This window comes from Tepidibacillus infernus, assembly GCF_048898065.1.
In the GTDB taxonomy this organism is placed as follows: domain Bacteria; phylum Bacillota; class Bacilli; order Tepidibacillales; family Tepidibacillaceae; genus Tepidibacillus_B; species Tepidibacillus_B infernus.
Map to the genome: position 1 here is coordinate 1005074 of NZ_JBLWFI010000001.1, position 25993 is coordinate 1031066.

General features: G+C 35.5%; 28 protein-coding genes and 1 riboswitch. Of the genes, 1 reads left to right on the forward strand and 27 read right to left on the reverse strand.

The features are described from left to right. Position 1: 1 nt before the first annotated feature. The 7 genes from cmk to prsW form a co-directional block, all read right to left on the reverse strand. Entirely contained in the window at positions 2-682 is a 681-nt protein-coding gene (cmk, locus tag TEPIDINF_RS05125) for a (d)CMP kinase (protein ID WP_069798097.1), read from the reverse strand. 92 nt (positions 683-774) lie between these two features. Continuing rightward, on the reverse strand, positions 775-1005 hold the full coding sequence (locus tag TEPIDINF_RS05130) for a hypothetical protein (protein WP_421691471.1): 231 nt from the start codon (positions 1003-1005) through the stop codon (positions 775-777). Between the two features lie 49 nt (positions 1006-1054). Next, complete coding sequence (locus tag TEPIDINF_RS05135; protein ID WP_421691472.1) at positions 1055-1711, reverse strand: flagellar brake protein; 657 nt, start codon at positions 1709-1711, stop codon at positions 1055-1057. A 69-nt stretch (positions 1712-1780) separates the two neighbouring features. Beyond that, positions 1781-3118, reverse strand: a complete 1338-nt coding sequence (ypeB, locus tag TEPIDINF_RS05140; protein ID WP_069798093.1) for a germination protein YpeB — start codon at positions 3116-3118, stop codon at positions 1781-1783. A 15-nt stretch (positions 3119-3133) separates the two neighbouring features. Then, positions 3134-3610, reverse strand: a complete 477-nt coding sequence (locus TEPIDINF_RS05145; protein ID WP_421691473.1) for a cell wall hydrolase — start codon at positions 3608-3610, stop codon at positions 3134-3136. Positions 3611-3653: 43 nt separating this feature from the next. After that, positions 3654-3797, reverse strand: a complete 144-nt coding sequence (locus TEPIDINF_RS05150) for a hypothetical protein (RefSeq protein ID WP_181482251.1) — start codon at positions 3795-3797, stop codon at positions 3654-3656. A 36-nt stretch (positions 3798-3833) separates the two neighbouring features. After that, positions 3834-4514, reverse strand: coding sequence for a glutamic-type intramembrane protease PrsW (gene prsW, locus TEPIDINF_RS05155; protein ID WP_069798091.1), 681 nt, complete (start codon positions 4512-4514; stop codon positions 3834-3836). 78 nt (positions 4515-4592) lie between these two features. On the opposite strand from prsW, the gene TEPIDINF_RS05160 reads away from it, so the two are divergent. Next, the gene (locus TEPIDINF_RS05160; RefSeq protein ID WP_421691474.1) at positions 4593-5570 is read left to right on the forward strand and encodes an asparaginase; all 978 of its coding nucleotides are present in this window, start codon (positions 4593-4595) and stop codon (positions 5568-5570) included. A 53-nt stretch (positions 5571-5623) separates the two neighbouring features. Here the strand turns inward: TEPIDINF_RS05160 and TEPIDINF_RS05165 are convergent, their stop codons facing one another. The 20 genes from TEPIDINF_RS05165 to thiD form a co-directional block, all read right to left on the reverse strand. Further along, positions 5624-6877 carry a Glu/Leu/Phe/Val family dehydrogenase gene (locus TEPIDINF_RS05165; RefSeq protein ID WP_069798087.1) on the reverse strand — a complete coding sequence of 418 codons (1254 nt, stop codon included), beginning with the start codon at positions 6875-6877 and terminating at the stop codon, positions 5624-5626. Between the two features lie 103 nt (positions 6878-6980). Next, entirely contained in the window at positions 6981-8474 is a 1494-nt protein-coding gene (locus TEPIDINF_RS05170; protein WP_421691475.1) for a DnaB-like helicase C-terminal domain-containing protein, read from the reverse strand. 117 nt (positions 8475-8591) lie between these two features. Beyond that, positions 8592-9371: a GTP-sensing pleiotropic transcriptional regulator CodY gene (codY, locus tag TEPIDINF_RS05175; protein WP_068724437.1), complete on the reverse strand. Its 780-nt coding sequence runs from the start codon at positions 9369-9371 to the stop codon at positions 8592-8594. A 12-nt stretch (positions 9372-9383) separates the two neighbouring features. Next, complete coding sequence (gene hslU / locus TEPIDINF_RS05180; RefSeq protein WP_421691476.1) at positions 9384-10778, reverse strand: ATP-dependent protease ATPase subunit HslU; 1395 nt, start codon at positions 10776-10778, stop codon at positions 9384-9386. Between the two features lie 14 nt (positions 10779-10792). Beyond that, positions 10793-11335, reverse strand: coding sequence for an ATP-dependent protease subunit HslV (hslV, locus tag TEPIDINF_RS05185; protein ID WP_421691477.1), 543 nt, complete (start codon positions 11333-11335; stop codon positions 10793-10795). A 73-nt stretch (positions 11336-11408) separates the two neighbouring features. Further along, positions 11409-12305, reverse strand: a complete 897-nt coding sequence (xerC, locus tag TEPIDINF_RS05190) for a tyrosine recombinase XerC (protein WP_421691478.1) — start codon at positions 12303-12305, stop codon at positions 11409-11411. Positions 12306-12353: 48 nt separating this feature from the next. Further along, complete coding sequence (trmFO, locus tag TEPIDINF_RS05195; RefSeq protein ID WP_421691479.1) at positions 12354-13685, reverse strand: FADH(2)-oxidizing methylenetetrahydrofolate--tRNA-(uracil(54)-C(5))-methyltransferase TrmFO; 1332 nt, start codon at positions 13683-13685, stop codon at positions 12354-12356. A 12-nt stretch (positions 13686-13697) separates the two neighbouring features. Continuing rightward, complete coding sequence (gene topA, locus TEPIDINF_RS05200; protein WP_069798075.1) at positions 13698-15770, reverse strand: type I DNA topoisomerase; 2073 nt, start codon at positions 15768-15770, stop codon at positions 13698-13700. A 97-nt stretch (positions 15771-15867) separates the two neighbouring features. Beyond that, positions 15868-16962 (reverse strand): DNA-processing protein DprA, encoded by a 1095-nt coding sequence (gene dprA, locus TEPIDINF_RS05205; protein WP_421691480.1) that lies wholly within the window; start codon positions 16960-16962, stop codon positions 15868-15870. Positions 16963-17053: 91 nt separating this feature from the next. Further along, on the reverse strand, positions 17054-17959 hold the full coding sequence (gene sucD / locus TEPIDINF_RS05210; protein ID WP_068724448.1) for a succinate--CoA ligase subunit alpha: 906 nt from the start codon (positions 17957-17959) through the stop codon (positions 17054-17056). Positions 17960-17974: 15 nt separating this feature from the next. Beyond that, entirely contained in the window at positions 17975-19135 is a 1161-nt protein-coding gene (gene sucC / locus TEPIDINF_RS05215) for an ADP-forming succinate--CoA ligase subunit beta (protein WP_068724450.1), read from the reverse strand. Positions 19136-19309: 174 nt separating this feature from the next. Next, a complete protein-coding gene (locus TEPIDINF_RS05220; protein ID WP_153012014.1) occupies positions 19310-19492 on the reverse strand; it encodes a hypothetical protein in 183 nt (60 codons plus the stop codon). Positions 19493-19570: 78 nt separating this feature from the next. Further along, the gene (locus tag TEPIDINF_RS05225) at positions 19571-21127 is read right to left on the reverse strand and encodes a YifB family Mg chelatase-like AAA ATPase (protein ID WP_421691481.1); all 1557 of its coding nucleotides are present in this window, start codon (positions 21125-21127) and stop codon (positions 19571-19573) included. Between the two features lie 122 nt (positions 21128-21249). Beyond that, a complete protein-coding gene (locus tag TEPIDINF_RS05230; protein WP_068724454.1) occupies positions 21250-22248 on the reverse strand; it encodes an ABC transporter substrate-binding protein in 999 nt (332 codons plus the stop codon). Between the two features lie 14 nt (positions 22249-22262). After that, positions 22263-23018: an ABC transporter permease gene (locus TEPIDINF_RS05235; protein ID WP_082732398.1), complete on the reverse strand. Its 756-nt coding sequence runs from the start codon at positions 23016-23018 to the stop codon at positions 22263-22265. A gap of 6 nt (positions 23019-23024) precedes the next feature. After that, complete coding sequence (thiW, locus tag TEPIDINF_RS05240; protein ID WP_421692143.1) at positions 23025-23339, reverse strand: energy coupling factor transporter S component ThiW; 315 nt, start codon at positions 23337-23339, stop codon at positions 23025-23027. Continuing rightward, positions 23230-23535, reverse strand: coding sequence for an energy coupling factor transporter S component ThiW (locus TEPIDINF_RS05245; RefSeq protein ID WP_421691482.1), 306 nt, complete (start codon positions 23533-23535; stop codon positions 23230-23232). Before TEPIDINF_RS05245 ends, thiW begins: the two co-directional genes overlap by 110 nt. Then, positions 23517-24152: a thiamine phosphate synthase gene (thiE, locus tag TEPIDINF_RS05250; RefSeq protein WP_084818726.1), complete on the reverse strand. Its 636-nt coding sequence runs from the start codon at positions 24150-24152 to the stop codon at positions 23517-23519. Before thiE ends, TEPIDINF_RS05245 begins: the two co-directional genes overlap by 19 nt. Continuing rightward, complete coding sequence (gene thiM / locus TEPIDINF_RS05255) at positions 24136-24954, reverse strand: hydroxyethylthiazole kinase (RefSeq protein WP_421691483.1); 819 nt, start codon at positions 24952-24954, stop codon at positions 24136-24138. Before thiM ends, thiE begins: the two co-directional genes overlap by 17 nt. Then, the gene (gene thiD / locus TEPIDINF_RS05260; RefSeq protein WP_069798059.1) at positions 24945-25763 is read right to left on the reverse strand and encodes a bifunctional hydroxymethylpyrimidine kinase/phosphomethylpyrimidine kinase; all 819 of its coding nucleotides are present in this window, start codon (positions 25761-25763) and stop codon (positions 24945-24947) included. The genes thiM and thiD overlap by 10 nt, the downstream gene beginning before the upstream one ends. A gap of 103 nt (positions 25764-25866) precedes the next feature. Beyond that, positions 25867-25977: riboswitch (TPP riboswitch) on the reverse strand. Positions 25978-25993 lie beyond the last annotated feature (16 nt).

Genomic DNA, 25993 nt, shown 5'->3' on the forward strand with positions numbered 1-25993 from the left:
TTTAGTTCTCTCCTCTCATTCTTTCTCTAGCTAGACTTAAAATTACATTTACCACCTGTTCAATGGAAAGTTGAGAAGTATCAATCAAAATAGCGTCTTTTGCTTGCTTTAAAGGTGCAACGGTCCTTTCTTGGTCTTTTTTATCCCGCAATTCAATTTCCTCGACGATCTGCTCCAACTTTATTTCGTAACCGTTTTTTGTCATTTCTAAGTACCTTCTATGGGCTCGTTCTTCAATTGAGGCTGTCAAAAATATTTTTAACTCTGCATTTGGTAATACATTGGTTCCAATATCTCTTCCATCCATGACAACAGAACCTTCTTTTGCTAATCTACGTTGAAGTTCAACCATTGTTTCCCTCACTTTAGCATGAGAAGCAACCAATGAGACCTGTTTAGTAATCTCTGGTGTTCTAATTGCCTCTGTTACATCTGTTGTCCCAATTTTTACCCTTTGTATGTGTTGATCAATTTCAAATTGAATAGGGTTACGAAGAAGACATTGGTTTAATTGATCTTCATCATGAAGGTCTATATTTTCATTTATCGCTTTTAAGGTCAGTGCCCTATACATCGCTCCAGTATCAATATATAAAAATCCCAATTCATTAGCAACCTTTTTTGCAACGGTACTTTTTCCCGCTCCTGCAGGTCCATCAATGGCAATACTTATTTTTTTCATTCTAATCCTCCAAAATATGTAGGGTCACAACTTTCTATATCATAAAAAAAACAGGCCGGTGCCTGTTGAACAATATGTTCATAAAAATCTTATCATATTCTTCCAATATAATCAATTGTATGATGGAATTTAGAAGCTGATCCTTCCATTTTTTCCACTGGAATAAATTCTTTGCGAAACGATTCAAAGGACAAAAGAAATTGAATACCAATGAGGAGAATAAGCACTAAGATAAATATTTTTTTGATCGTCTTTTCTACATAATCAGAAAATAAGATAAACTTTTCCTCATAAGGACGGTAACGGGTTTTTATCATCATCATCCCTCCGTTAACTATCCTTAACAAAGGATAGACAAGATATACTCTTCTTTTATAAACCTTTTTCCCTTAGTTCTACTTGTCTTTCATAACAAAACCGGATGATTTTTGACCTCATTGTTTCATTGATTGTTGTAAATGAAATAGAAACCCAAGTTACGTTTGTTTTTTGATTGGGAATTTCTGATCTTATAATTTCTCCTATATAAGAGATATGCTCAATCGTTCCATTTTTAAACGGCAACACAATCCAACCTTCGATCATTTCTCCAGTCATTACTTTTTTTGGGAAAGGTAATACAACTTGCATGCCCCCACCACTGAGATCCAACGTTTGAACTACTGTCCAATCCTGTTTATCTAATGGCTTAAATGCTGTTTCCACATGAACTGGAACTCTTAGAAAGTTTCTCCTTTGCACTCGATGAATCTTAGATACCACTGGCTTAGTTAATATCAATAGAGGGATCTGTTCTTGTTTTCTCCCCACAACAATAGTATCAAAAGAGAATTGCCCATGGACATTAGACATATACCATACTTTTACTTTTTGGCCAACCGGTATCAATTCGAGTTTACCAGTTTCTTCATTGATTGGCACCTCAATACTTATTTCATTTTCAGAAATTTCAGCAATTCTTGATTTTAAAGAAAATTGATGTTCATGACCAATATTTATTTTTACGACTTGATTAATACTAGGTAACAAAGACCTCTCCCCTTATATGTTGTAAAAACAGGAGGCATTTTAATCCTCCTGTTCATAATCGTCTTTCTTTTAACTTACTATATCTTCCTCTACTTTTTCAACTACTTCTTCTTCACCATTTTGCGCATTGATATAAATTCTGTAGGTAACTTTGTCAAAATCCCCTGTTACTTCATAGGTGAGTACTTCTTTTCCATCACTGTTTTCAATCAATGCAGGACGGATAGAGAAAATTTTCAAATGAGGGTTTACTTTTGTTTGGACTGTTTCTTTTGTAATAGTTGGTGATGGAATTACTCTCTTTTTATGATTAAAGGTATAACCTGTGGATTCAAAACCGATAATCTCCCCATTATCTAAAGCGACCTTGACACTTAGCATATCAGGATAAACAACCACACCATTTTGTTTGTAAGCATATGTAAAAATTAAGCTATTATCGTACTGATCAATCGTAGTTGGTACCATTGAGGTATAACCACGTTTTTGTAAAAAAGCATTTGCTTTTTCTGTCGCTTGTTCTAATGAGATTTTTTTGCCATCGATCTCCCGATTTATGATCATCCAGACTACGTGGCCACCCACTTTAGTAACGTCCAAATTAACTATATTCTTTCCTTTTATTTGTACGCTAAAGGCTTCAAAATTAGATCCTTTTCCCGTTTTATCCACTTTTATTTGATCTGAAACAGGTACTTTCATAAATTCGGCAGCCTTTTTCTTTGCTTCTTCAGCAGTAATCAAACGTCCTTTTAAGTTTTTTCCTTTCTCTTTATTTTTCTTTTCTAAACTCATCATTTCTGGACCCCAATCTAATTCGGGGAATTCCTGTACTTTTTTGTCGATTGTTTTAAATCCATCAATGATCGTGTTGTCCATCTTTTTGTCTTCTTCTGCCAAAGCAATTTCAACATCCATCCATCGTAATTGTTTATCGATGACTTCTGTTTGCACATGATTTAGTTCGTTTCGTATTTCTTTAGATCTCTCGTACAAGGTTTTTAATGTCTTATATTCCTGATCAGTTAAAGGTTCTTTTCCCAAATCTCTTATTGCAATACGATAGGAGAAATCCCCGATTTTTGCTAAGAATTCTTCTGTTTTACTAAATGGCATCAATGTTAATGGCAACTGACCTACATCAGATTGAGCAGAATAGGCTAACCTCCAAACATTCGCTAATGAAGGGGATAACTGTCTACGGGAATTAACGGCTAATGTTTTACCTAATTCATCATGTAAGGCATCAATATGAAAATTTAGATCATGAAATGCCCGTTGATACTGATTTTCTGCTTTAATCAAAATTGAGTTTTTCTCTTGATTTTCTTGATAACCCCAAAAACCTGCTCCAATTACAGCAATGACTAATACAGGGATTAAAATACCTGTAATACCCTTATACATTTCATTTTCACTCCTTCATCGACAAAAAATATGTTTGCCAATTTTTTTTACTTGTGGCCTTGACCAAATCCATTTTGAAGTGGCTGTTTGTGGGTTAAAGTAATATTCACATCCATCTGTTGGATCCCAACCACTTAAAGCATCCTTTACAGCCTTCTCCGCTTGTTTATTAGGAGTTAAATAGATTTGTCCATCTGCAACAGCAGTAAAAGCTCCTGGTTCAAAAATAACACCGGAAACAGTGTCTGGAAAAGAGGAGCTTTTAACGCGGTTTAAGATAACTGCCGCAACAGCAACTTGACCAACATATGGTTCTCCTCTTGATTCGCCATAAACAGCATTCGCCATCAATTTCATATCATTAGCAGATAATGTGGTTCGCTGTGCTTTTACATCATTCTCATCAGGGGCTATTATTGGATTAAAAATAAAAGTGAGGATGAAAAATAATAAACTGAACAATAGGCAATAACGAACAACTTTTTTCATCATGAGATCCGCCTCCTATTTCTAGTTTGAGTTTAAATGCTCCATACTATGCAATAAGGTAACAACCTGAAGAATAAAGAAAGACCCTTTCCTTTTTTGGAAAGAGTCTTAAATGCTGATCCATTCTTCCTCTTAAAAAAAACTTTTCACCACATTGGTTACAACGAATGATTACCTTAACTCGTGTCAAATCATTCACCCCCTAGTTCCATTTTAACCACTTTTTTCAGTAATTTACTTCAGGGGGTTCACTTTCGTGAAAAGGTGATAATTTTGTTGCTATTTTTATTTTCTTTAACCCATACCACCACAAAAAAGTTAAAAATGGTAGCATCAGATATACCCAATCCATCATCTTTTGTTCTAAAATAAAATTGTAGGTTGCATGAGCAATCATTGGAATGATCCATGATAAGAACAGAAATATCTTTTTATAATGGATGCATGAAAATTTAGCTTTTCCCAAAAAATATCCCATCATAATGGCAAAAAGTGCATGGCCTGAAACAGGTAATAGACCTCTTAATAAAATCATAGCTGGTTGACTAGAATGAAAAAACAAATACCCTAAGTTCTCAAGCGTTGCAAATCCAATTGAGACAGCAACAGAATAGACCACCCCATCATAAGGTTCATTAAATTCAACATGTTTAAAAATTAAAAAATAAAGAATAAACCATTTTAAAAATTCCTCAACCACCGCTGTACTCAAAATGGGCAAATTCCAGTGGGCTAGTCCTTCTTGAATCATTCTCTCAAAAACATAAGCTGGAAAAACTAAAATTGTACCTATTATAAACATTTTGATGATCAAATGTAAAGGTTCTAATTCATATTTATCCTTTAAATATATGAAACTAAGTAAAGCAATCCCTGGTGCAAATGCACCGCTAATCAGTGTAATCATAAAAAACTCCTTTGATTCATTCTGATGTTATCGTATCATGTAATTAAATGTAACTTCAATAGTAACGGAGGGTAAATAATGTCAAAAGTGGTCATTATCACAACTGGCGGTACAATAGCAATGAGTGAGGACCTTAAAACAAAAACAGTAAAACCACTTGATCAAAATACACTCGATTTTTTTCTTCCGTTTTTAGAAGAATATGTGAATGTAGAAATGGAGCATTTTATGAATATTCCTAGTCCACACATGACACCAGAGAAAATGTATCAATTGGCTCTTCACACTAAAAAATATCTAGAGGATGACGAGGTACTGGGAGTTGTCATCACTCATGGGACTGATACACTTGAGGAGACGGCTTATTTTCTTGACCTTTTGCTAACAAGTGATAAGCCAGTCGTTTTAACTGGTGCAATGAGAAGTAGCAATGAATTAGGGGCAGATGGGCCAGTTAATTTAGTAGGTGCGGTTCGTGTTGTAGCAGATCCCTCTTCGACTGGAAAAGGTGTTCTTGTTGTATTTAATGATGAAATTCACGCAGCTCGTTATGTAACCAAAACACACACCAGCAACGTTGCAACATTTCAGTCCCCAGAAAATGGACCGATTGGAACAGTGACAAAAAAGGGAATTCGTTTTTCACATGCCCCTTTACTAAGAGATAATTATGAACTCTCTCCTCCAAATACAAAGATTGGATTGGTTAAAGCTGCAGCAGGAATGGACGATTTACTCATTAACACATTGATTGAACATGGGTATGAAGGAATCGTTATTGAAGGACTTGGACAGGGGAATTTACCTCCAGAAATGCTAGGGGGAATTAAAAAGGGGATCGAGAAAGGAATCCCAATCGTATTGGTTTCAAGATGTTTTAATGGTTTTGTAGATGCTGTTTATGGGTACGAAGGCGGAGGAAAACAATTAAAAGATTTAGGTTTAATCTTTTCTAATGGGTTAAACGGTCAAAAGGCTAGAATTAAATTAATGATAACAATCAACCTTTTTAAAAAGGATCCATCTATCAATTTACAACAATATTTTGATGTATAAAGCTCTCTAAGAATTTTTTTAGAGAGCTTTTATCTAACCTATAAAATCATCTATTATACCCAACCACGAAATCTAGAAGCTTCAGCCATTTTACGAACGCCAACCATATATGCGGCTAATCTCATATCTACTTTTCTAGAAACGGATGTATTATAAACATTGTTAAAGGATCTAACCATCACTTCTTCAAGCTTTTGCCAAACTTCTTCTTCTGTCCAATAATATCCTTGGTTGTTCTGTACCCATTCAAAGTAAGATACGGTTACTCCACCAGCACTTGCAAGAACATCTGGTACTAATAGGATATCTTTTTCAGTTAAAATTTTTGTTGCTTCAATCGTTGTTGGTCCATTTGCAGCTTCAACAACTATTTTCGCTTTGATTTTATTAGCGTTTGCTGCTGTAATCTGATTCTCAATCGCAGCAGGGACTAAAATATCACATTCTAATTCTAACAATTCTTTATTTGTGATTGTGTTTTTAAAAAGCTTTGTTACTGTACCAAAAGAATCTCTTCGATCAAGAAGATAATCAATATCTAATCCATCTTCATTATGTAAAGCACCATAAGCATCTGAAATTCCAATGACTTTAGCACCAGCATCATACATAAATTTTGCTAAGTAACTACCGGCATTCCCAAAACCTTGAATCACCACTTTTGCGTCTTCAAGCTGGATTCCTTTTTTCCGAGCAGCCTCACGAATCATTAGAGCAACACCTTTTGCAGTAGCAGATTCACGCCCATGGGAACCACCTAATACTAACGGCTTACCTGTAATAAATCCTGGAGAATCGAACTCTCGAATTCGACTATATTCATCCATCATCCATGCCATAATTTGTGAATTTGTAAATACATCTGGTGCAGGAATATCTTTAGTTGGACCAACAACTTGACTTATTGCACGAACATATCCTCGGCTTAAACGCTCTAACTCTCTAAAAGACATTTCACGGGGATCACATATAATTCCACCTTTACCTCCCCCATATGGCAAATCAACGATACCGGCTTTAAGGCTCATCCAAATAGAAAGCGCTTTCACTTCATCCTCAGTTACATCAGGATGAAAACGAACACCACCTTTTGTTGGTCCAACTGCATCATTGTGTTGTGCACGATAGCCAGTAAACACTTTAACCTCCCCGTTGTCCATTCGAATAGGAATGCGCACGGTTAACATACGTAATGGTTCTTTTAATAAGTCATACATGTTTTCTGGATAACCCAATTTTTCTAAAGCTTCTTTAATAACGATTTGGGTTGAAACAAGCAAATTTAAATTTTCCTGTTCTTGATCCATGATTTTACCACCTCGGAAAAACAAATATTAGAAATCATCATTAGAAATCATCTTGTCAGGTTAAGTATACACCCTTGTTTTTAGATTGAGAAGACATTTTATTCTAATCTGCATCTTTTAAAATTTCTGAAAATAATCCTATTGTTTTATTAAAGCTAAACTGTATTTTTCCAATTGAGCCATTACGATTCTTTTTTAATTCAAAAGTGACTAGTGAATTTTCTTCATTGTTATTTCCTTCTAAATGGATGTAACTATCAATAGAAGCCACTAATTCCGGGGGGAAATTTTCTTCTTTTCCTGTTGCTGCAAGTAAAATAGGTACTCCCCATTGTCTAGACCAATGGTGTAAATTATAGGTTACTTGCAGCTGCTGTTCATGGGCTGGCATTGAAATCCCTTGTTTTAAATGGATCCTTTGAAGGTGGTCAAAGATTATAACAGGCTTTTTATGTAGCTGAAGTAAAATTTTGTTTAGAATGATCGCAATATCTTCTAAAGATGTATGAATATTTGCATCTAAGGTCCAAATGTTTTTAGCAAGGGTTGAATAGGTTTGATTTGCTAATTGAATGTCTTGCACGGGAACTTGGCCTGAAAAAATTTGTTGGGTAGAACAACCAGTAAACCTCGACATGCTTCTAACCCATAATTCAAAAGAGGTCATATCCCAAGAAATATAAAGCACAGGTACATTTGTTGCCACTTGGTCTGTTAATTGTTTTAAGAAGGTTGTTTTTCCTACAGAAACAGCACCACCAACCAAATACAAGCCTTCTTGTAGTCCCCCTACTAATAATTCATCTAAGGCCTTAAATCCAGTTTTAATTCCACTTAGTTTTTTATTGTATCGTTTGATATATTCTTCTTGAAATAGAACTAGATTTGAACTATCTGGAGCAATTGGTGATATCAAGCTTTCTTTCAATGTTTTATTAATTATATTTATAAATTCATCCGAAGGATTTTTCATTCGAATAAAGAAATCATTTACATCTTTGAACCCTTTTGGCAGATGAATAATATACAACTCTTTTATAACTGATTCTAACCATTTTGCCACTCTGATCGTTTCTCTTCTACCAATTTCATCATTACCAAAACAAATAAAAACTCGCTTATTCTCCATTTTAGTTAGTAATTGATCATTTAATTGGCTGTTTATCATACAAATACTAGGTAATTTTGCTTGCTCTAAAGACAACACATCAAAAATAGAATTACACAGAATCACATCATCTACCTGTTTTAGAGCCATTTCATTAAAAAATACATCCTCGACACCAATTAAAGATTTAAATTTTGGCTCTCTACCATCGATACTTCTCCCAATTAAATCGACGACATCCTGTTCCATCGTCTGCAAAGGAAAAATTATCCGATTGTGAAAATATCCGTTAAAACCTTTGTCATTGGGCTGAAATCCTATCATATCTTTTTCAAAACCAATTAAAAATTTCTCTATTATTTCTGATTGAATTCCTCTATCCTTTAAATAATCAAGCGCATCCTGAGTTAATTGGCCACGATAATATTGGACCATTTGAAGTAATTCTTTAGATGAGATGTTTCTTTGCATAATTTGATCAAACGTCATGGTTCTCTCCCTCCCCTTTTTCTCTCCTATTAAGTCTATTTTAGATTTATTTCTATCATGAGTACAATAAAAAAACTGCCCGTTTGGCAGTTTTTTTAAAATTTATAATTTTTTAATTTAAGAAGTGCGAAGTTTATCCAATTCGGTGATTAATTTTTCATTTAATACCTTAATATACGTTCCTTTCATACCTAATGAACGGGATTCGATCACACCTGCACTTTCTAACTTTCTTAGAGCGTTTACGATGACTGAACGAGTGATTCCAACACGGTCAGCAATTTTACTTGCGACTAACAAACCTTCTTTTCCATCTAGCTCTTCAAAAATATGCTCTATCGCTTCAAGTTCACTATATGAAAGTGAGCCGATGGCCATCTGTACCACTGCTTTACTTCTTACTTCTTCTTCCATCGCTTCAGAACGTTCTCTAAGAATTTCCATTCCAACGACAGTGGCACCATATTCAGCTAAGATTAAGTCTTCGTCTCCAAATTGCTCACTTAGTCTTCCAAGAATAAGTGTTCCAATTCGGTCACCGCCACCGATGATTGGTACGAGGGTAGTATAACTATCCTTAAAAATATCCTTCATTTCAGCTGGAAAAGAAGATAGTGGGCTATCAATTCCAATGTTAGTGACAGTCTCATCCTGTTTCATCAATAAAGCATTATATTCTTCTGGAAATTGCCTTTGTTTAAGCATTTCAGAAATACGTTCATTTTCAATTTCTTGTGCAATAGCCAAACCTAGTAATTTACCTTTTCGGCTCACCACAAAAATATTTGCTTCAATCACATCACTTAGGATCTCAGCCATTTCATTAAAATTAACAGCATGACCAGCAGCTTTTTGTAATAATCGATTAATTCTTCTAGTTTTTGATAAAAGATCCATTGTATAATCCTCCTACAATATATACTGAGATAAATCTCGATTCTCTACAATCGTTGAAAGTTTTTCCCTCACATATTCTGGGGTAATGATGACTTTTTCTAAATGAATGTCTGGAGCCTCAAAGGATAGGTCCTCTAGCAGCTTCTCTAAGATTGTATGTAAGCGTCTAGCCCCTATATTATCTGTGGTTTGGTTCACCTCTGCTGCTAATTTGGCTATTTCATAAATCGCCTCATTTGAAAATTCAATTTCAATCCCCTCAGTTTGAAGTAAGGAAACATATTGCTTAGTTAGGGCATTTTTGGGTTCTTTCAGTATCTGAACAAAATCTTCAATACTCAAATCTTGTAATTCAACTCGAATTGGAAACCTCCCTTGTAATTCAGGAATTAGATCAGAGGGCTTTGACATATGAAATGCACCTGCTGCAATAAATAAGATATAGTCAGTTTTAATCGCACCATATTTGGTCATCACTGTTGACCCTTCAACAATGGGCAAGATATCTCTTTGAACTCCTTCTCTTGAAACATCAGGTCCTCTTTCTTTTCCAGCAATTTTATCAATTTCATCAATAAATATAATACCGGATTGTTCTGCTCTCTCAATCGATTCTTGAATAACTTCATCCATATCGATCAATTTCTGTGCTTCTTCTTGAACAATAAACTTTCTAGCTTCTTTAATTGGCAATTTTCGTCTTTTGGTTTTTTTAGGGATTAAATTTCCTAATACATCTTGCATATTTAAACCCATTTGTTCTACACCAGAACCAGAAAAAATATCAAGCATTGAGGGTGAATTGTCCTCTACTTCGATCTCAATCACTTCATCTTCTAGTTGACCATTTAGGAGCTGAAAACGAATTTTTCTTCTTCTCTCATTGATATGATCTTCTTCAACTACATCCTCATGTGTTGGTTCTTGGGTTTGACCTCCAAATAACATCTCAAGTGGGTTTTTCATGTTTCTATTCTTCTTTTTCATCGGTACTAAAATTTCAACAATGCGATCGTTTGCCAATTCTTCTGCTTTATTCTTAACCTTTTCTGTCTTTTCATTCTTAACCATTCTGATTGAAGTTTCGATCAAATCCCTAACCATCGATTCTACATCTCGACCAACATACCCTACCTCAGTAAATTTTGTGGCCTCAATTTTAATAAAAGGAGCCCCAACTAACTTAGCTAATCTTCTTGCAATCTCTGTTTTTCCTACCCCAGTTGGTCCAATCATCAGAATATTTTTTGGAACGATTTCGTCCCGAATCGCTGTATCCAAAAGACTTCTTCGGTAACGATTTCTAAGTGCAATCGCAACGGCACGTTTTGCCTGTTTTTGACCTACAATATATTTATCTAATTCAGAAACAATTTCTCGTGGGGTTAAGGATTTATGTCTTACCATCGTGATTCCCCCCTTTATAGTTCTTCTATAATAATCTGATCATTTGTATAAACACAAATCTCTGCCGCAATCTTAAGAGCAGATTCGGCAATTTCTTTTGCAGATAATTGAGTTGCATGTCTTTTTAATGCCCGACCTGCTGATAATGCATACATTCCACCTGAACCAATGGCCAAAATACCATCATCAGGCTCAATCACCTCACCATTTCCAGAGACTAAAAGCAAATAGTCTTTATTCATCACGATGATCATTGCTTCAAGGCGACGTAGTATCTTATCCATTTTCCATTCTTTGGCTAATTCTACTGCTGCTCTTTGCAAATTACCATGATATTCTTCAAGCTTACCTTCAAACTTTTCAAATAGTGTAAAAGCATCTGCAACTGATCCTGCAAATCCAGCAATTACTTCACCGCGATATAGTTTTCGTACTTTTTTGGCAGAATGCTTCATCACCATACTATTACCAAAAGTGACTTGACCATCACCAGCCATGGCTGAATGGCCATTATGTTGAATGGCAAAAATAGTGGTTGCGTGAAAGGGTTCTGACATCCTTTCATCCTCCTTTATATCCTTTTTAAGGAATATATATTCAGAAAATTTACATTTAAATATGATTTCATTACTATGCTCTTGGATGAGTATTTTTATAAATATTTTGCAATCTTTCCTTAGTCACGTGGGTATAAATCTGTGTTGTTGAAATATTCACATGACCCAATAATTCCTGAACTGAACGCAAGTCTGCTCCTGCATTTAACAAGTGTGTTGCAAACGTATGACGTAATGTATGAGGACTGACCTTCTTGGAAAATGATAAGCCTCGAACATACTTATCAATCATTCGGCGGACACTTCGATCTGTAAGGCGTTTCCCATTTTTATTTAAAAAGAGGGCTCGTTCTATTTCAATAGGTTTCAATTTTGGTCTAGCATCTTCTATATAATGATGTAAGGATTGGATTGCAAATCTACCTAAGGGAACATATCTTTCCTTAGCCCCTTTTCCAAATACTAATGCTGTTCCATTCACCAAATCGATTGAGTTTAAGTCTAGACTAACTAATTCACTTACCCGAATACCACTAGCATACAGGACTTCAATTATAGCTCTATCCCTAATACCCAAAGGCTTTGTAAGGTTAGGAGCATCAATCAGTTCCTGTATTTCTTCAGGGTACATAAAATGAGGCAACTTCTTTTCAATCTTTGGTGTTGATACCATTTTAAAAGGATTTGTTTTAAGATAATTCTCTCTCATTAAAAATCGAAAAAAAGTTCTTAAACTTGAAAGCTTTCTTGCTATTGATTTACGAGCATAATGTTTTTCATTTAGTAAGGCTAAATAATTTCTTACATCAAGATAAGTCACTTCTTGATAAGTATTTTTTCCTTTTGATGTCATAAATAAAGTGAAGGCCTGTATATCCTTTAAATAATTTTGTAATGTATGAGTAGATACATTTTTTTCAATTTGCAAATACCCTTGAAATTCTATTAAATATTGATCGATCTGATTCATTTTTTGTCCCCTCTTATGTAAAGGCAACATAATATTAACATAGTAATGTTAAAAATCACAAGCTAAATTGTGTACGTATTGTGAAAAATTCTGAATTGTCGTTAGTGCTCTTTGGGATAATTGTAAATTTCTTTCGTTTTTGTTTTTTATTTTCTGGTTTAAACTGGGTAATAGACCAAAATTAGCATTCATTGGTTGAAAGTGTTTGTGATCAGCAGTTGTAATATAGTGTGCCATACTACCTAATGCTGTTTCGTTTGGAAATATAACAGGCTCTTTTCCTTTAAATAGAAGTGCTGCATTAATTCCTGCTATCATGCCAGAGGCAGCAGATTCCACATAGCCTTCAACCCCCGTCATTTGACCCGCAAAAAATAATTGGTCCTTTTCTTTAAATTGATACGTTGGTTTTAATACTTTAGGAGAATTAATAAAAGTATTTCGATGCATAACCCCATAACGAACGATTTCTGCATTTTCAAGTCCCGGAATCATTTGGATGATTTTTTTTTGTTCCCCCCATTTTAGATGGGTTTGAAAACCAACAATATTATATAAAGTTCCCTCCGCATTATCCTGTCTTAATTGAATAACAGCGAAAGGTTGCTTTCCTGTTTTAGGATCTATCAATCCGACTGGTTTCATAGGTCCAAAGAGAAGGGTTTGCCTTCCTCTTTTTCCCATCACTTCTACAGGCATACACCCTTCAAAATAGATTTTCTTTTCAAAGCTTTTTCGTTCTGCAGTTTCTGCTTCAACTAATGCGTCATAAAATCGATTAAATTCCTCTTCAGTCATTGGACAATTGATATAGGCTGCTTCTCCTTTATCATATCTTGAAGCAATAAAGACCTTGTCAAAATCTATACTCTCTTTTTCAATGATCGGTGCCGCAGCATCATAAAAATAAAGATATTCTTCCCCTAACAGTTTAGAAATTTCTTTGGATAGGTTCTCAGAGGTTAAAGGGCCAGTCGCCACAATTGTAATTCCTTCAGGAATCTCTGTTACTTCTTCATGGATAACATCTATCAATGGATGATTTTTAATCGTTTGAGTAATTGTCTGCGAGAATAAGTTCCGATCAACTGCTAAGGCTCCTCCCGCTGGTACCGCATGTCTATCAGCTGTTTCTATGATAAGCGAATGAAATTTTCTCATTTCTTCTTTTAGAAGTCCAACAGCATTTGTCAAACTGTTTGAACGTAATGAGTTACTACATACTAACTCTGCAAATTGTGTGGTATGATGAGCAGGTGAGCTTTTCGTTGGACGCATTTCATATAATTTAACAGGTATTCCATATTTAGCAAGTTGCCATGCCGCTTCACTTCCAGCTAAACCTGCTCCGATCACATTCACATTATTCTGTTTCGTCATGTTGTGCCTCCATTATTGTACTTCTTCCTTATAATCACACTCAGTACACTGAATTTGTGTACCTTTTTTTGATCTTTTTTCCACCATTAAACCGCCACATTTGGGGCAAGGTCTGGTAATCGGTTTATCAAAAGAGATAAAATCACAATTTGGGTAATGGTTACACCCATAGAACACTTTCTTTTTCCCTTTTCTTTCGACAATTTCTCCACCACATTTTGGGCAATTAACATCAATGAGTTTTACAATCGGTTTAGTATTTCTACATTCTGGAAATCCTGAACATGCTAAGAATTTCCCAAATCTCCCCATTTTATAAACCATAGGGCGACCACATTTTTCACATATTTGATCAGAGATCTCATCTTTGATTTCTACTTCTTTCATCTCTTCTTCAGCATGTTTTAATCTTTTTTCAAAATCCCTATAAAAGTTTTCCAATACATCTACCCATTTTAAGTTTCCATCTTCAATTTTATCCAGCTGATCTTCCATATGTGCGGTAAATTCTACATCAAGAATTTCCGGGAAGAACTTTTTCATTAGAATAATAACGAGCTCACCTAGTTCAGTGGGGACAAATTTTTTATCTTCTAGTTTAACATAGCCTCTTTTTTGAATGGTTTCTAATGTTGGTGCATACGTGCTAGGTCTACCAATCCCTAGTTCTTCCATAGTCTTAACCAACCGAGCTTCTGTGTATCTAGGAGGTGGTTGGGTGAAATGTTGTTCTGGGTCTATATTTTTTAGCGTAAGTTCTTGTTTTTCTTCCAACGGAGGTAAAAAACGTTCTTCATCTTTATTTCCATCATCATTTCCTTCTACGTACAGTTTAATAAACCCGGGAAATTTAATTTTAGAACCTGTTGCTCTAAATAAAGCATTTCTTTCTCCAATATTAATATCAACCATCATTGTGTCTAAGATCGCTGGTGCCATTTGACTTGAAACAAAACGCTCCCAAATCAGGCGGTACAACCTTAATTGATCTCTTGATAAAAATGCTTTTAATGAATCTGGTGTTTTGAAGACAGATGTTGGCCGAATGGCTTCATGAGCATCTTGAGCGTTTTTCCCCTTTTTTGCTGTTCGCGGATTTTTAGGTAAATATTTTTCTCCATATGTTTTTTTGATATATTCCTTTGCTTCTTCTTGTGCAACTTGGGATACCCTTGTTGAGTCCGTTCGCATATAGGTAATTAGACCTACTGTTCCTTCCTTTCCTAATTCGATCCCTTCATATAATTGTTGTGCAATAGACATTGTTTTAGAGGCACGGAAATTTAATTTTCGTGCTGCCTCTTGCTGTAATGAACTAGTAATAAATGGAAGTGCCGGGTTTCGGGTTCTTTCACTTTTTTTCACTTCCGAAATAATGACGGGATAACCTTCAATGCTTTCTAGTAACTGTTTCACTTCTTCATTTGAATGTAACTCTGTTTTTTTGCCATCATATCCAAAGAATTTTGCTTCAAAGTTTTCCCCATGAGTTTCTAATAACAAAGTAACAGACCAATATTCCTCAGCCACAAATTCTTTAATTTCTTTTTCACGATCATAGATCAATTTTACTGCAACAGATTGAACACGCCCTGCACTTAATCCCTTTTTTACTTTTTTCCATAAGAGTGGACTTATTTTGTATCCCACTAATCGATCTAATATTCTTCTCGCCTGTTGTGCATCTACGAGATCCTTATTTACTTTTCGCGGATGTTTAAAAGCTTCTTTAATTGCATCTTTTGTAATTTCATTAAATACAACACGGCATTTTTTATTTTCGTCTATATTTAACGCTCTTGCCAAATGCCAAGCGATTGCTTCCCCTTCTCGGTCAGGGTCAGCAGCTAAGTATACATTTTTCACTTTTTTTATAGCATCTCTTAGGTTCTTTAAGACTTCACCTTTTCCTCTTATGGTTATATATTTGGGGGAGAATTGGTTTTCTATTTCAACACCTAATTGACTTTTTGGTAAATCAATGACATGACCCATGGATGCCTTTACAATATATTTCTTCCCTAAATATTTTCCGATGGTTTTTGCTTTAGCAGGTGATTCTACAATGACTAGAGAATCTGCCATATTTTTTTCCTCCCCTCTTACTCACCACATTTGCGTGTAACATTTCCTATTATTAAATAGTAAACTTCTTTTTGTCAAATTTTTCAGTATCAAAAGTTTAGTTTTTTCTCATATAAAAACCGCCGGGAAGTTGTTTAATTTTATCTTTTAATTGTAAAGAGAGTAGAATCTCATAAACTTCTGATAAAGTTAAAGATAATAAATCGATGATTTCATTGATATGTATTTGGGAGTGAATCATTGAATATATTTTTTCTTCTGATTCACTTAGTTGTACTTCAAGTTTTGAGTCTTTTCTAGAACTAAATTTTAAATAAGGGAACTCTTCAAGAATATCATTCACTTCTTGAATACATTTTGCTCCTTGTTTAATTAATGCATTTGTTCCAAAACTTTGCTTAGAAGTAATTGGGCCTGGAACAGCAAACACTTCTCTAGATTGTTCTAATGCATATTGAGCAGTAATTAAAGATCCACTTCTTAAAGAAGCTTCCACTACAATGGTTCCATAGGTCAAACCACTAATGATTCGATTTCTTTGTGGAAAAAAACCTGGATGTGGTTGTGTACCAGGAGGATATTCTGATACAATTAACCCTTTTTCTATGATCGCTTCGTAAATTTTTTTATTTTCTTTTGGATAAATCACATCTATACCATTTCCCAAAACTGCGATTGTTTTACCGTCAGACTTAAGTGCCCCTTCATGGGCAAAACGATCAATTCCTCTTGCCATTCCACTGGTAATCACCCAACCATATTCACTCAAATCTTTTGCTAATTGCTCGGCAACCATTCGACCATATGGAGTAGGATTTCTAGTTCCAACGATCGAGATAGATGGAGTTTGGAAAAGTCCTAGATCCCCTCTAGTAAATAAGACCCATGACGGTTGAGCAATTTCCTTTAACATTTCTGGGTACGCTTGGTCATGAAAAGTAATAACATCAATACCTAGTTTTCCCCATTCGTTTAATCGATCTAAAAAATCTAGAAGATCTCTTTCATTTAACTGATTCACAATCTTTTCAGCTACCTTAAAGTCTATTCCTGTTTTCATCGATAATTCTAATGGTTGAAAATCTAAAATTTCATTTAATGTGGTAAGATTAGCCAAAATTTTGTTTATTGTTCTAGAGCCTACTCCATTCAGACTATGAAGGTAGATCAATAATTCTCTATCATTTACCAAACCCACTATCCCCATTAAAATAACCCTTTCTATCCAAATATAATACGATATAATAAAGAGGCGTTTAAACGCCCCTAGGAATATTAGACTATTATTTTTTAGTAATACATTGTTGTAGTAGTCCTTTTTCTTCAAGAACTTGGATTAAAGTTGAACCAATATCAGAAGGGGTTGATGCGACTCGAACTCCTGCTTCTTCTAATTTAGCAACTTTTTCTTTCGCTGTACCTTTTCCTCCAGAAATAATGGCTCCTGCGTGCCCCATTCGTTTTCCAGGAGGAGCAGTTTGGCCACCGATAAAACCAACAACTGGTTTTTTCATATTCACTTTAATCCATTCTGCTGCTTCTTCTTCCGCTGTTCCACCAATTTCTCCAATCATAATCACAGCATACGTATATGGATCATCATTAAACATTTTTAAAACATCGATAAAATTCGTTCCATTGACTGGATCCCCACCAATACCTACAGCAGAAGATTGGCCAATTCCCTTTTGTGATAATTGATGAACAGCTTCATAAGTTAATGTTCCACTTCTCGAAACAATTCCAACATGGCCAGGAACATGAATATATCCAGGCATAATCCCAATTTTACACTCCCCAGGTGTTATCACACCGGGACAGTTAGGACCGACTAAACGTGTTTTTTTACCCTCCATGTAACGTTTTACTTTTACCATATCTAGCACAGGTATACCTTCTGTAATACATACAACTAGCTCTAATTCAGCATCAACAGCCTCCATAATTGCATCTGCTGCAAATGCAGGTGGAACATAGATAACTGAAGCGGTTGCTCTTGTTTTTTCAACAGCTTCTTTCACGGTATCAAATACTGGTAGTCCTAGGACTTCTGTACCACCTTTACCAGGTGTAACACCACCAACCATTTTAGTTCCATATTCTAAGGCTTGTTTGGTATGAAACATACCAGTTGCACCTGTTATACCTTGAGTAATTACTTTTGTATCTTTATTGATTAGTATACTCATCTTTTCCCCGCCTTCCTATTTAACTAATTCTACAATTTTCTTTGCACCGTCTGCCATTGAATCTGCTGCAACAATGTTTAAGCCGGAATCATTCAAAATTTGTTTTCCTAACTCAACATTTGTTCCCTCAAGGCGTACGACTAATGGGCGGTCAAGCTTTACTTCTTTAGCGGCAGTTACAATTCCATTCGCTATGATATCACATTTCATGATGCCACCAAAAATATTGACAAAGATTCCTTTGACTTTGGAATCAGAGAGTATGATTTTAAATGCTTCTTTTACATTCTCAGTAGTAGCACCACCACCTACATCAAGGAAATTCGCAGGTTCTCCACCATAATATTTGATAATATCCATCGTTGACATCGCTAATCCTGCACCATTAACCATACAACCAATGTTACCGTCTAACGCTATATAGTTTAAATCAAACTTAGAAGCTTCGATCTCTTTAGGATCTTCTTCATCTAAATCACGAAGTTCTTTTATTTCCGGGTGACGATACAAGGCATTCGAATCAAAATTAATTTTAGCATCTAATGCAACGACTTCACCTTCTTCAGTAACGACTAATGGATTGATCTCTGCGACAGAGGCATCCTTTTCAACAAATACTTGGTATAATCCCATCATAAACTTAACCGCTTTATTAACTAATGAACCAGGTATGTTGATCGCAAAAGCTAATTTGCGTGCTTGGAATGGCTGTAATCCAACGGCAGGGTCAATCACTTCTTTTATAATTTTTTCAGGGGTTTTTGCCGCAACTTCTTCGATTTCCATTCCCCCTTCTTCAGAGGCCATCATCACAACACGACTCGTTGCACGGTCAACAACGACACCAACATAATATTCTTTTTTAATTTTACTACCCTCTTCTATAAGTAAGCGCTTAACCTCTTTGCCCTGTGGGCCAGTTTGGTGTGTGACTAGGACTTTCCCAAGAATCTCTTTTGCATATTTGCGCACTTCATCTAAATTTTTTGCAATTTTTACACCACCTGCTTTTCCTCTACCTCCGGCATGAATTTGTGCTTTTACCACAACCACTTCTGTTCCTAATTCTTTCGCTGTTTTTACAGCTTCATCAACAGTAAAGGCAACTTTTCCTTTTGGAACAGCAACACCATGTTTCCTCAGTAATTCCTTCGCTTGATATTCGTGGATATTCATCCTATTCTCCATCCTCCTATAATCAGCTTCGATTTCCACATCTAGTTTTATTCTATAACTTTTAAATAAATCCTGCACAAAATTTTAATTAATTCAATTATTTAGACGATTTTCAACATGAAAAAACTACCACATATTAAGTAGTTGATTCATATTTATCAATGAGTTTGTCAATTAAGCTTGAACTTCATATACCATAACAGCAACATATTCTGTCATTCCTGTGGAGAGTGAATGACTCTGAAACTTAATATCAACAACATTTACTTCAGTTTGTTCCCTTAACCACATATTGATTAGCTCTTCTAAAATATCATTTTGATTTGCTTGTAGTATTTTTACTTGATACATATTCAATACTTCCTTTCTTTTTCTTCTATATTATATTTTACCGAATAAATAAGATTATGAAAGCTACACAAGTTTAAGAAGTGTTCAATCTCTCTTATCTAACACACGATAATTCAAAGCTTCAGCAAGATGAGCGATTTGAATCGTTTCGCTTTCCTCTAAATCAGCAATCGTTCTAGATATTTTTAAGATTCGATCTAAGGAACGGCCACTAAAACCAAATTGATCAAAAGAGCGTTGTAATAGAGATTCAGCTGCTGGTTCAAGCATACAATGTTCCTTAACCTGACTAGTTTTCATTTCACTATTAAATTGAATCTCCTGTTTTTGAAATCTTTTTTCCTGAATTTTTCTAGCCTTTTCAATTTTCTTTCGCATTTCTTTTGATGATTTTTCTTTCTTTTTATCTCGCAAGGTTTCTATATTCATCCAAGGTACTTCAATATGTATATCTATTCGATCTAGCAATGGACCAGATAATTTTGAGCGATATTTTTGTACTTCTATCGGGGTACATCGGCACTCATGGTTAGGAACATCTGTGCCATAATATCCACATTTGCAAGGGTTCATGGCCCCAACCAGCATCACTTGTGAAGGAAAGATATAGTTTGCTTTTGCACGACTAATTGTAACCTTTCCATCCTCTAATGGTTGTCTTAACGATTCAAGTATACTTCTTGGAAATTCAGGTAGCTCGTCAAGAAATAATATCCCACGGTGAGCTAAACTGATTTCACCAGGTTTAGGCGTTGTTCCACCACCAATCATCCCAGCTACTGAAATCGAATGGTGGGGTTGGCGAAACGGTCGCTTTTTTATCAGTGTTCCTCGCTCTTTTAGTTCACCAGCTACACTATATATTTTTGTCACTTCTAGTACTTCATCCCAGATCAATTCAGGTAATACAGAGGAAATACGTTTTGCAATCATACTTTTGCCAGAGCCAGGAGGTCCAATCATTAAAAGGTTGTGCATGCCAGCCACAGCCACTTCTATGGCTCGTTTTACTTGATAATGTCCCTTTACATCTGCAAAGTCTTCGACAAATTTTAACTGCTCATCCAATGTGATATGATCATTTATTCTTATGTTCCGATTTGTTTCATGTATTCTTTTTTCATTTGACAAAAAACTAATTACTTCATTTAGATGAGAAAAACCATAAACATCAATTTCTTGTACAAGATAAGCTTCTCTCAAATTTTCTTTAGGCACTATCAAAGTTTGAAAATGATTTTGTTTAGCTGCAATGGCCATTGGCAAGATACCATTAACCGGTTGGATGGAGCCATCCAATAAAAGTTCCCCAATAAAAAGAGTTTTTCCTAGTTCAATGGGTAGGGTACTTGCTGAGATTTGATCACTAGCTAAAAGTATTCCGATTGCCATTGGAAGATCAAATCCAGAACCTTCTTTTTTTAAGTCTGCAGGTGCTAAATTGACAGTAATTCTTTTCATTGGGAAAATATAGCCTATGTTCTTAATTGCTGCTCTTACGCGATCTTTTGATTCTCGAATGGAGGAATCAGGTAAACCAACGATTTGAAACTGAGGTAACCCGTTTGCCAAATCCACTTCTATTTCAACGGGATATCCATCAATTCCAACAATAGATGATCCCATTACTTTTGCATACATCGCAAACACTCCCTGACCTGTAATATCTGACTCTTATTAAATTTCTTTCAATTTCTCAAAATTCCTTTAATTTTTCATTAAAAAACGTCTAACCATATTGATTAGACGCTAATCTTCTTTACTTAGTCTATTTCTATAAACATTTGCTCAACTGGCTTTTTATTTTTAATCAGTTGATAACTTTCCATCCAATCTTGGACTTCATTCCATTGTTCTTTATTTTGCCATCCAAAGGGATGCCCTGAAATCTCCATCAACGGAAGCAAACGTTCCAAACTTTCAGTTTCCACTTGGGGATCTAATGGAGACTCCTTCTGCTGATGATCTAATAAGATTTGCAAACTATCCTCGGGATTTTTTTGAACTTCTTCCTGTCCTTTTTGCGCAGCTTTCCAAAATTTTTTCAAAAGATCTGGATTCCTTTTCCATTGCTCCTGACTTGTCACAAGTACTAATTCAGCATAATCTGGAACACCATAAGATGGAGGATAAAATTCTCGAACTTTAAACCCTTCTTTATTTAATAAAATTTCTTCATGGTTAAGATAACCGCCACTGATTGCATCAACCTTTTTCGTGCTTAATGCAGACATTAAATCCCAACCTACATCAACCATTTTAATCTTTTCAGGGTTCCCACCGCTATGTTTTATCATCGTTTTAACAAGAGCTTCATTCATTGGGATCGACGGATATCCAATCGTTTTCCCTTCCAAATCCTTGGGAGTTTTAATTTCACTATTTTCAGGTACTAATAAGACATTTAGTGGATGATTGACAACCGATGCAATGGATACGACGGGAATTCCTTTGTCATTGGCCGAAATCACCTCAGGTTGATAACTTAATGCGAGATCTACTTTTTCAGCAGCGACTAACCGCAGAGGATCATTTGTTTCAGCTGGCATAACAAACTCTACATCAATTCCTTCTTGATCAAAAAATCCTTTCTCTTTAGCCACATATAAAAACGAATGAACTGCATTCGGATACCAATCTAACATCACTTTTAATTTTGTTTTTTCAGTTTCATTATTATTTGGATTTGAACTACACCCAACAAAAGTAAAGATTAAAGCAAGAATAACGATTGGAACGATATATTTTATTTTTTTATTCATTATTTTCTTCCTTTCTACCTAAAATACTTTTTAAAAAATAAATTCTGAATAAGCTGTACAGTTCCATGAAGAAACAAGCCTAATAAAGCTAGCAAAATAACAGAAGCAAAAGCAGAATCAGCTTGTAAATTGGAGGTCATCCTTCTACTATAAAACCCTAACCCTTGATCGCTACCTAACCATTCTCCAAGTGTTGCCCCTATTACACTAAAAACTGCAGCCATTTTTACACCTGCTATGATAAATGGCATGGCAGAAGGAATTTCGACTTTCCAAAAAATTTGGCCTTTTGTCGCTCCATAAGATTGAAGAAGAGCAATGATTTCCCCATCTACCGATTTAAGGCCTTGAAATACATTCATAGTAACTGGAAAAAAACTAATTAAAAAAATAACAAAAACTTTTGCCCATATACCATAACCTAACCACATGATAATAATAGGAGAAAGTACAATAATCGGAATTGTCTGAGATATAATTATCCATGGATATATGGTTGTTTCTACATTTACAGAAATATGCATCATCCAAGCGATCACAAAACCTATTACAATTGAAATGATTAACCCGATCATACTTTCTAACAATGTTAAAGGTAGATGAGTAAATAATAAGATTTCTTTTTCTTCCCAGAAAGAATGAATAATATCTAAAGGTGTAGGTAAGATATACGACGGAATCGTAACAACTTTGGGAAGAAGTTGCCATATTATAATACCTAAAATAAAAAGGTAAATCGCTTTATTATAGGTTTTTATCCAATAAATCAATCTAAATCAACTCTCTTGGAATGACATCATTTGCTTTGCCATCATTTCATTTTTCATTAACAACGAAATCACTAAATAAGCTAGAATTGAACCGCTAATGGTACTAACAAGGAATGAAGGGACAAAAAAGAATACGGCTACAGATTTTCCTAAAAAGAAGTAGGCAATTGGAACGGAGGCTATTGCTCCAAGAAAACCAGTACCTATGACTTCACCGAATGCTGCCCAGAAAAGTTTTTTTGTTTTTCGATATAACCAACCTGCAATAAAAGCACCAATCATTCCACCAGGGAAGGCTAATATCGTACCTACTCCTAATATGTTTCGTAAAAAACCTATTAAAAAAGCTACGGTTTAAGACGACAGCAGAAATCACATTGATCGCATGTTGCATCGGGTATGCTTTGGCAATCCCAGCCGGGAACCAAATTAAAGTAGATGTGATCGTTCCAATCGCAACAAGCATCGCCATTAAAGTCAATTGTTTTACTCCCCACTTCATAATTTCGCCCCCCATCGTTCTACTAATTCTTTTGCGCTTTGATAAGGATTGTTGGAACGGGTGATTGCAGAAACCACAGCTATACTATTCGCTCCATTTTCTTTACACTCAGGAATATTCTCTTTTTGAATTCCACCAATTGCCACTATAGGTAGGGCTACTGAATGCCTGATCATCTTTAAGCCATCTATTCCAAGCCATTTCGCATCTTCTTTTGTTACCGTAGGGTAGATCGAGCCTACCCCGATATAATCAGCACCTTGTTTTTCTGCCTCTATTGCTTCTTTTACAGATCCTGCCGAAATACCAATTTTAAATGTAGGAGGCACTAATTTTTTTGCTTCTTCGATTGGAATGTCATCTTGGCCAAGATGAACACCATCAGCTTCTAGAATTTGAGCTAAGTCAAGACGATCATTAACAAAAAATAGTGCATGATATTCTAATGTCAATTTTCGAATTTCTTGTCCAAATTGGATAATTTCACGCATGTTACCCTTTTTTTCTCTTAACTGAATGGTTTTTACTCCTGCAGATAAAGCTTGTTTCACTACTTCTATTGGAGGATGAATCGTACAATCTTTGCGCCCTATCACTAAGTAAACTGCTAATTGATCAATCCAATTCATCATTTTTCACCCATTCAATCTTTGCCATCGTGTCTATATCTGAGATTGGTAATTGATATAGTTCATCCATTAAATAAGCAGCAAAGGTTCCTGGACCTTGAGTTTTGGCTGCAGCTTTTTCAGCAGCGATTTCATAATACGTCAATGCCGCAACTGATGCGATAAAGGCATCTTCTTCTACTGCGATCGTTGCCCCTATAATCGCAGTTGCTAAACAACCTGTCCCAGTAACGGTAGATAATAAAGGATGCCCATTCGCAATCACTGCTGTCCGTTCTCCATCAGTTACAATGTCTTTCTCACCCGTGATTACTGCAACAGTTTGGTATTTTTCTACTACTTTTTTAGCCACCTCAAAGCGGTCTCCACCTTCTCCAACAGAATCAACCCCTTTAATCTGCCATGGTATACCAGCCAATTGAGCCATCTCTGCAGCATTTCCTCTAATTACTGTTGGCTTAAAAGTATCCATCATCCGTTTCACTACTTCTGTACGGTACGTTGTTGCACCGACACCAACGGGATCTAGAATGATGGGGATCCCTACACGATTCGCCACTTTTCCTGCTTTTTCCATCGCTGTAACCATCTCTGGTGTAATCGTCCCCATGTTAATTACAAGCCCATTAGCAACTCTCACCATTTCCTCCACTTCCTCCACAGCATTTGCCATAATCGGGGAAGCTCCATAGGCAATGGTTCCATTTGCTGTAAAGTTTGTGACAACTAAATTGGTTAAATGATGAATCAGTGGTTTTTTCTCTTTTACCTTTAAAACTACTTGTTTCACTTGATTTAGTTCCATGCTTCCAACCCCTTTTCCTCTAAATATTTCCAATGGTTGGTTGGACCATGACCTGATCCAATATTTAATTCATCAGCGCCAATGATGGCCATTTGAATGAATTCTTTCGCGTTTTTAATCGCCTTTTGTAATTCTTTTCCTTTAGCCAATTCTGCTGCAATGGCGGAAGAGTAAGTACAACCAGTTCCATGAGTATTTTTTGTATTGATTCTTTTTCCAGGAAAAGTAATCCAATATTTACCATCATATAATATATCAACTGCTTCCTCTACTAAATGACCCCCTTTGACTAATACAGCTTGAGGGCCTAATTCTATTAATATTTCTGCCGCTTTTTTCATATCCTCTACTGTTTTTATCGTTAGTTTGGTTAATACTTCTGCCTCAGGAATATTAGGGGTAATTACCGTGGCAAGTGAAAACAATTCTTTTTTGATCTCCTCTTTTGCATCATCAGCTAATAAAGGACTTCCTCCTTTTGCAACCATCACTGGATCTAATACGATAGGGATATCTTTGTATTGTTTAAGTTGTTCTGTAACTACTTTGACAATTTCTTTAGAAGACAACATTCCAATTTTAATAGCGTCTGTTCCTATATCGGATAGAACCGCTTCGATTTGTTGATCTATGACGTTAGTTGGAATATCATGAATCGCAAAAACACCTTGAGTATTTTGTGCAGTTACGGATGTAATCACACTTGTTCCATAAACCCCTAGCAAAGTAAACGTTTTTAAATCCGCTTGAATTCCAGCTCCTCCTCCGCTGTCAGAACCAGCAATGGTTAGCGCCCGACTTCGTTTCATGATTTAGCCTCCTTTTTTAAAATCAATAATAGTGACCCTGTTATTTTGAACTTTTCTTTACAAAAAAAGCCCCTGCTTTAGCAGAGGCAAAATTTAAAAAGCTATGTAACATTCCTAAAATTCCCTCCGCAGGCATTACCCTGATCAGGTTTAAGGGTCAGGTGCTATTAAGCCCTTTCTCAGCCCCTTTATAGGAGCTCCCCCTCAAATATTTAATTATTCTTATTATA